The 6,525-nt window shown below is 68.8% G+C and carries 6 protein-coding genes; 3 read left to right on the forward strand and 3 right to left on the reverse strand.

Features of this window, described 5'->3' with window-relative positions; translation table 11 throughout:
• Window positions 1-1,124 (reverse strand): saccharopine dehydrogenase C-terminal domain-containing protein (locus tag VGH85_16825; GenBank protein HEY2175472.1); only part of this gene is annotated, 1,124 nt, incomplete at its 3' end.
• Window positions 1,125-1,259: 135 nt separating this feature from the next.
• Here VGH85_16825 and VGH85_16830 point away from each other — a divergent pair.
• From VGH85_16830 to VGH85_16840, 3 genes are read left to right on the forward strand one after another with little or no spacing between them, the layout of a single operon-like run.
• Window positions 1,260-2,894 (forward strand): APC family permease, encoded by a 1,635-nt coding sequence (locus VGH85_16830; protein ID HEY2175473.1) that lies wholly within the window; start codon window positions 1,260-1,262, stop codon window positions 2,892-2,894.
• Window positions 2,891-4,264: a 4-aminobutyrate--2-oxoglutarate transaminase gene (gene gabT / locus VGH85_16835; GenBank protein ID HEY2175474.1), complete on the forward strand. Its 1,374-nt coding sequence runs from the start codon at window positions 2,891-2,893 to the stop codon at window positions 4,262-4,264. The genes VGH85_16830 and gabT overlap by 4 nt, the downstream gene beginning before the upstream one ends.
• A 53-nt stretch (window positions 4,265-4,317) precedes the next feature.
• Window positions 4,318-5,067, forward strand: a complete 750-nt coding sequence (locus VGH85_16840) for a sulfite exporter TauE/SafE family protein (GenBank protein ID HEY2175475.1) — start codon at window positions 4,318-4,320, stop codon at window positions 5,065-5,067.
• Here VGH85_16840 and speB read toward each other — a convergent pair.
• Together speB and VGH85_16850 are read right to left on the reverse strand one after the other, a co-directional pair.
• Entirely contained in the window at window positions 5,064-6,041 is a 978-nt protein-coding gene (gene speB / locus VGH85_16845) for an agmatinase (GenBank protein ID HEY2175476.1), read from the reverse strand. The two genes, VGH85_16840 and speB, sit on opposite strands and share 4 nt — an antisense overlap.
• Window positions 6,042-6,203: 162 nt before the next feature.
• A partial coding sequence (locus tag VGH85_16850; protein ID HEY2175477.1) for an aldehyde dehydrogenase family protein occupies window positions 6,204-6,525 on the reverse strand: 322 nt, incomplete at its 5' end.

A 6,525-nucleotide genomic window follows, 5' to 3' on the forward strand; every position in this document is an offset into this window, starting at 1 on the left:
AGCACTCCGGCGCCGGACCAGGTACCCGCCGCGATGAGTTCGAGGGCCACCACGGGGTTGATGGCGGTCTGCCAGACGACCGCCTGGGCGCCGTACTCCTTCATCGTCCACTCGTTGTCGACCACGTGGTAGAGGTAGGTCGACCGCGGCCGGCCGTCCTTGCCGGTACCGCGCACCCACGTGCCGGCGCAGGTCTTGCCGCTCATCCGGTCGCCGAGCGTGGCCGGGTCGGGCAGGCAGGCGGCGACCACGTCGCGTGGGGAGACCGAGGCACCGCCGACCGACACCGGCTCGGTCGAGTCGAGGCCGAGCTTGTGCAGGGTCTTGAGTACGTCGATGAACTCCTCGCCCAGGCCGTATTTGAAGGTCGCCCGAGCCGTGTCGACCCAGCGCGGGATGAGCAGCACCTCTTCGTGCTCGACGTTGACGCACTCCACCGGTCCGATGCCCTCGGGGAAGTCGAAGGTCTCCGGCTCGCTGAAGGGTTCGGTCGTGAACCAGCCCCGGCCGCGTTCGTAGATGACCGGCGGGTTGAGGCATTCCTCGATGGTGGTCCAGATCGAGAACGACGGCGCGAAGTCGTAGCCCGCGACCTCGAGGTTGGCGCCGTCCCGGACGCCGGTCTCGTCGATGGTGCTGAAGAGGTGGTCGGCGGCGTAGCGGGCGAAGACGTCGGACAGGCCCGGCTCCACCCCGATACCGGCCAGCGCCAGCTTTCCGGCGTCCTTCCATGCCCCGTCCATCGCGAACTGCTCGTCGCCGAGTTTTACCCCGGTCTGGGCGTAGGGCTCGGTCGGATGCGGGTGGGACAGCGACATCGCCATGTCCAGGTAGTGGACGCCGGCGGCCAGCGCGGCCCGGAAAAGAGGCATGACGAACCGTGGATCGGTCGCGTTGAGCAACGCGTCACAACGGTGTGTAGCAAGGAGTTCCGCCACCGCGGCCTCGTCGGTCGCGTCGACCTGCGCCGCGACGAACCGGGGGTCATCGATGGCGGCGACCGCCCGGTCGGCCCGGGCCGGGTCGTAGTCGGCGAGGACGAGGTGCTCGACGAACTCCCGCCGCGCCGCGATGAGACCCGCGGCCGAGCCCACCCCGCCCGCACCGACGACGAGAATTCGCATGTCGAGGCCTCCTCAGGCAACGTCCGATAGTCTACTGAAAGCGTAGAAGGCGACGATGGATTCCACGGAAACGCTTGCACTTCCGCAACGAGGCTGCGATAAACGCAATCACTAGCAGTAGTCCGAGGAGTAGCCATGTCGAGCACTCTCACTCCGGAGCAACCGGCCGGAGAGCAGGTGGCGGAGAAGGGTCTCAAGGGCGGCGCGCTTGGTCTCCTCTCGAGCATCGTGATCGGTGTCGCGTCCACCGCACCCGCCTACAGCCTGGCCGCGACCCTCGGCTTCATCGTCGTCGCCATCGGGCTGCAGACACCTACCATCGTCATCCTTGCGTTCGTCCCGATGCTCTTCGTAGCTATCGGTTATAGCGAGTTGAACAAGGCCGACCCGGACTGCGGGACGACCTTCACCTGGGCGACCCGCGCGTTTGGGCCGAAGACCGGCTGGCTCGGCGGTTGGGCCATCGTGGCAGCCGACGTGCTGGTCATGGCCAGCCTCGCGCAGATCGCCGGCCAGTACGGATTCCTGCTCTTCAACGCCGACGGGATCGGGCACAACCCGACGAGCGGCTGGGTGCTGCTCGTCGGCGTGCTCTGGATCGTCGTGATGACCTACATCTGCTACCGGGGCATCGAAGTCTCGGCGATGTTCCAGCGAATCCTGCTGAGCATCGAGCTGACCATGCTCCTGATCTTCGCCGCCGTCGCCCTGATCAAGGTCGGCACCGGCAACGCCCCGGCGGTGCATCTGACTCCATCGTGGAACTGGTTCAACCCCTTCCACATCGCGTCGTTCTCCACCTTCATCGGCGGGATCCTGCTGATGCTGTTCATCTACTGGGGCTGGGATACCACCGTCGCGATCAACGAGGAGACCAAGGACAGCAAGCGCACCCCGGGCCGGGCGGCGATCCTGTCCACCGTCATCCTGCTGGTCACCTATGTCATCGTCACCCTCGCCGCGCAGTCCTACGCCGGCATCGGCACCAAGGGCATCGGGTTGGGCAACGTCGCCAACCAGGGCGACGTGCTGTCCGTGCTCGGCACGTCGGTCTTCGGCAGCTCCACAGTGGGCTCGGTCTTCACTCACCTGCTGATCTTCATGGTGCTTACCTCGGCCGCGGCCTCGACGCAGACCACGATTCTGCCGACCGCCCGCACCACGCTGTCGATGGCCGTCTACCGCGCCATCCCGCGGATTTTCGCCAAGATGCACCCGAGGTACCTGACGCCGTCGGTGTCGACCGTGGTGATGGGTGTGGCATCCATCATCGTCTATGCCGCGATGAACTATCAGTCCGGCGGGACGATCATCGCCGACTCGGTGACCGCGATCGGTCTCTTCATCGCGTTCTACTACGGCCTCACCGGCTTCGCCTGCGCGTGGTACTACCGCAAGACGCTGACCCACAGCGCGCGTGACCTGTGGATGCAGGGGATCCTGCCGACCCTCGGCGGCCTGATCCTGTTCTTCGCGATGGGCTGGAGCATCTGGCTGGACTGGATCACGACGGACACCTCGAACAGCTACACGACCTGGCTGATCCCGTTCTCGCCGCACTGGCGGATCGGCGGCGTGTTCCTGATCGCCTTCGTCTCCGCGGTCATCGGGGTCGTCCTGATGATCGTCTACATGATCGCGCGGCCGCCGTTTTTCAAGGGTGAGGTGCTGACACGGTCCACTCCGACCCTCGTCCCGGACGAGGACGCGCTGTCCTCGGAGGTTCCGGTCGCCCCCGCCGATCCTGAGCACCCGACGGCCAGGCAGTGACCTCGGGCACTTCGCAGTGGGGCGCCGCACCGGCTGGCGGACCAGGGCTCGACCAGGTCCGCCGGCTGGTCACCGCGATCCCCGGCCCCCGATCGCGGGAGCTCGCCGTCCGCCGGGAGGGCGCGGTCGCACGCGGTGTCTCGACCCTGCTCCCTGTCTTCGCGGCCGCGGCCGGTGGCGGCGTACTGATCGACGTCGACGGCAACTCGTTGATCGACCTCGGTTCGGGGATCGCCGTGACCGGCGTCGGAAACGCCGCACCGGCGGTCGTGGCGGGGGTGCGGGAGCAGGTGGAGCGTTTCACCCACACCTGCTTCATGATCGCGCCGTACGAGGGCTACGTCGCAGTCTGCGAGGCGCTCAACCGGCTGACCCCGGGCGACCACGAGAAGCGGTCGGCGCTCTTCAACTCCGGCGCCGAGGCGGTGGAGAACGCCGTCAAGATCGCCCGCTCCTACACCGGCCGCCAGGCGGTGGTCGCCTTCGACCACGGCTACCACGGCCGGACCAATCTCACGATGGCGTTGACCGCCAAGGCGATGCCCTACAAGCATTCCTTCGGCCCGTTCGCGCCGGAGATCTACCGGGCGCCGATGGCCTATCCGTTCCGCTGGCCCGGCGGCCCGCAGCGCTGCGCGGAGGAGGCGGCCGATTCGATCCTCGGTCAGATCGACGCGCAGATCGGCGGCGACCAGGTGGCCTGCGTGGTCATCGAGCCGATCCAGGGCGAGGGCGGGTTCGTCGTGCCGCCGGCGGGCTTCCTGGCCCGGCTGGCCGAGTACTGCCGGGCGCACGGCGTCGTCTTCGTGGCCGACGAGGTCCAGACCGGTTTCGGCCGCACCGGTGACTGGTTCGCCTGTGAGCACGAGGGTGTCGTGCCCGACCTGATCACCACCGCGAAGGGCATCGCCGGCGGCCTCCCGCTGGCCGGCGTCACCGGCCGGGCCGAGATCATGCAGGGTCCGCACGTCGGCGGCCTCGGCGGCACCTACGGCGGCAACCCGGTCGCCTGTGCCGCCGCGCTGGGTGCGATGGCCACGATCGAGGAGGAAGGGCTGGTGTCGCGGGCCGGCCGGATCGGTGAGCTCATGGAGCCACGGCTGCGCTCGATGGCGGAGCGGTTCGACGTGATCGGCGACGTGCGGGGCCGCGGCGCGATGATGGCGGTCGAACTGGTGCATCCGGGGACGATGGAACCGGACAAGGCCACGACCGCCGCCGTCGCGAAGGCCTGCCACGAGCAGGGCGTGGTCGTGCTCACCGCGGGGACCTTCGGCAACGTGCTGCGATTCCTGCCGCCCATGGTCATCCCCGAGAACCTGCTCGACGAGGGCCTGACCGTGCTCGAGAAGGCCTTCGCCAGCCGCTGATCCCGCCCCACGTAGGCTTCCGGTAGTCCTGTCGTGGTCACCGGAGGTGCGTGCTGAGCCCGCTCGAGGTCCTCGGCATCCTGGCCGCGGGCTTCGCCGCCGGGGGCATCAACACCATCGTCGGCTCGGGTTCCCTGATCACCTTCCCGACGCTGCTCGCCTTCGGCTTCCCGCCGGTCGTGGCCAACGTGTCCAACACCGTCGGCCTGGCGCTCGGCGCCGGGAGCGGGGTGGTGGGCTACCGGCGCGAGCTCAAGGGGCAGCTCCGGCGCTGCCTGACCTTCGGTACGGCGACGACGATCGGCGCGCTGATCGGCGGCGTACTGCTGCTCACCCTGCCGAGCAGCGTCTTCGCCGCCGTCGTCCCGGCGCTGATCCTGCTGGCCTGCGTGCTGATCGCCGTGCAGCCGATACTGGTCGGCCGGCTGACCCGCGAGCACGGCCACGGGCTCAGCGTCATCGGGCTGGCCGGTGTGCTGCTCACCGGCATCTACGGCGGCTACTTCGGCGCGGCACAGGGCGTGATCCTGATCGCGCTGCTCGGCATCGTGCTCGATGACCACATGCAGCGGATCAACGCGCTGAAGAACGTGCTCGCCGGACTGGCCAACGTGGTCGCCGCGCTGCTGTTCATCTCCGTCACGCACATCGCCTGGGCGGCCGCGGGGCTGCTCGCGGTCAGCTCGATCGTCGGTGCACAGGTCGGGGCGCACTACGGCCGGCGCATCCCGCCGCGGGTGCTGCGCTGGACGATCGTCGGTGTCGGGACGTCCGTCGCGATCGTGCTTTTCGTTCGCGGCTAAGGGTTTCCGGCCGCATTCTTCCGGCGGGCGCAGATCCCGGACAGCGCTTCGAGCACCACCCGGTTCGCCAGCATGACGGTCACGTCGGCGTTGTCGTACGGCGGCGACACCTCGACCACGTCCAGGCCGACGACGGGCAACTCCAGCGCACACCGGCGGACCGCGTCGAGCAGTTGCCGCCCGGTGAGGCCGCCCGGTTCCGGCGTACCCGTGCCTGGTGCCATTCCCGGATCCACGACGTCGATGTCGACGGACAGGAAGACCCCGTCGCAGTCGTCGGTCGCGATGGCGAACGCCTCACTGAGGCAGGTGTCGATGCCGCGCGCCACGACCTCGCTCATCTCGTAGGAGCGGAAGCCCTGCTCGGCCATCCACGCCAGGACCTGCGGGTCGGGCCAGTAACCGCGCAGGCCGATCTGCAGGAACCGGTCACCGCGCACCGCGCCGGACTCGACCAGCCGGCGCATCGGCTGACCGTGGCCGTAGAGGGAGCCGAACTGGGTGTCGCCGGTGTCGGCGTGCGCGTCGAAGTGCACGACGGAAACCCGGCCCCAGCCGACGGTGCGGGCGACCCCGGTGACGTCGGGCAGTGCGATCGAGTGGTCACCGCCGAGCACGAGCGGAATGGCGCCGGCCGCGCTGACCGTCGTGACCGCGTCGTCCAGCGCCTCGAGGCTCTTCTCCACCTCGCCCGGCGGCATCTCCACGTCGCCCGCGTCGAGTACCCGAAGATCCACCAGCGGGTCGACGCGCAGCGCGAGATGCGGGCGGGACGCGTCGTGCGGCAGGTAGTCGGTGCTGCGGATCGCCATCGGCCCGAACCGGGTGCCCGGCCGGTGCGACGTACCGCCGTCGAACGGTGCACCGACCACCACGACGTCGGCGTCGGCGTAGGACGCGGGGTCGGTCAGGTCGCACCGCGGTACGCCGAGGAACGTCACGTCCGGACCGAACATCGGGCCGTACCGGCTCATCCGACAACCCTCCCGTCCGTCCGCTCCGGTCGCTCACCGTAGGGCTGACCAAAACGCACTCCTAGTGCGTTGTGGGGGAGCGCACCGGCGTGTCGCGGACCAAAACGCACTAGGAGTGCGTTTTGGTCACGCCGCCGCGGGCGCCAGCGACTTCGCCCGGCGTCACGCTTCGATGTTGCTCATCACGTGCTTGACGCGGGTGTAGTCCTCGAAGCCGTACATCGACAGGTCCTTGCCGTAGCCGGAGTGCTTGAAGCCGCCGTGCGGCATCTCGGCGACCAGCGGGATGTGGGTGTTGATCCAGACGCAGCCGAAGTCCAGCCGCTTGGCCATCCGCATCGCGCGGCCGTGGTCCTTCGTCCAGACGCTGGCAGCGAGTCCGTACTGCACTCCGTTGGCCCAGGCGAGCGCCTGGTCCTCGTCGGAGAACGGCTGCACGGTGATGACGGGGCCGAAGATCTCGTTCTGGCTCATCTCGTCGTCC

Source organism: Mycobacteriales bacterium, from assembly GCA_036497565.1.
Lineage (GTDB): Bacteria > Actinomycetota > Actinomycetes > Mycobacteriales > QHCD01 > DASXJE01.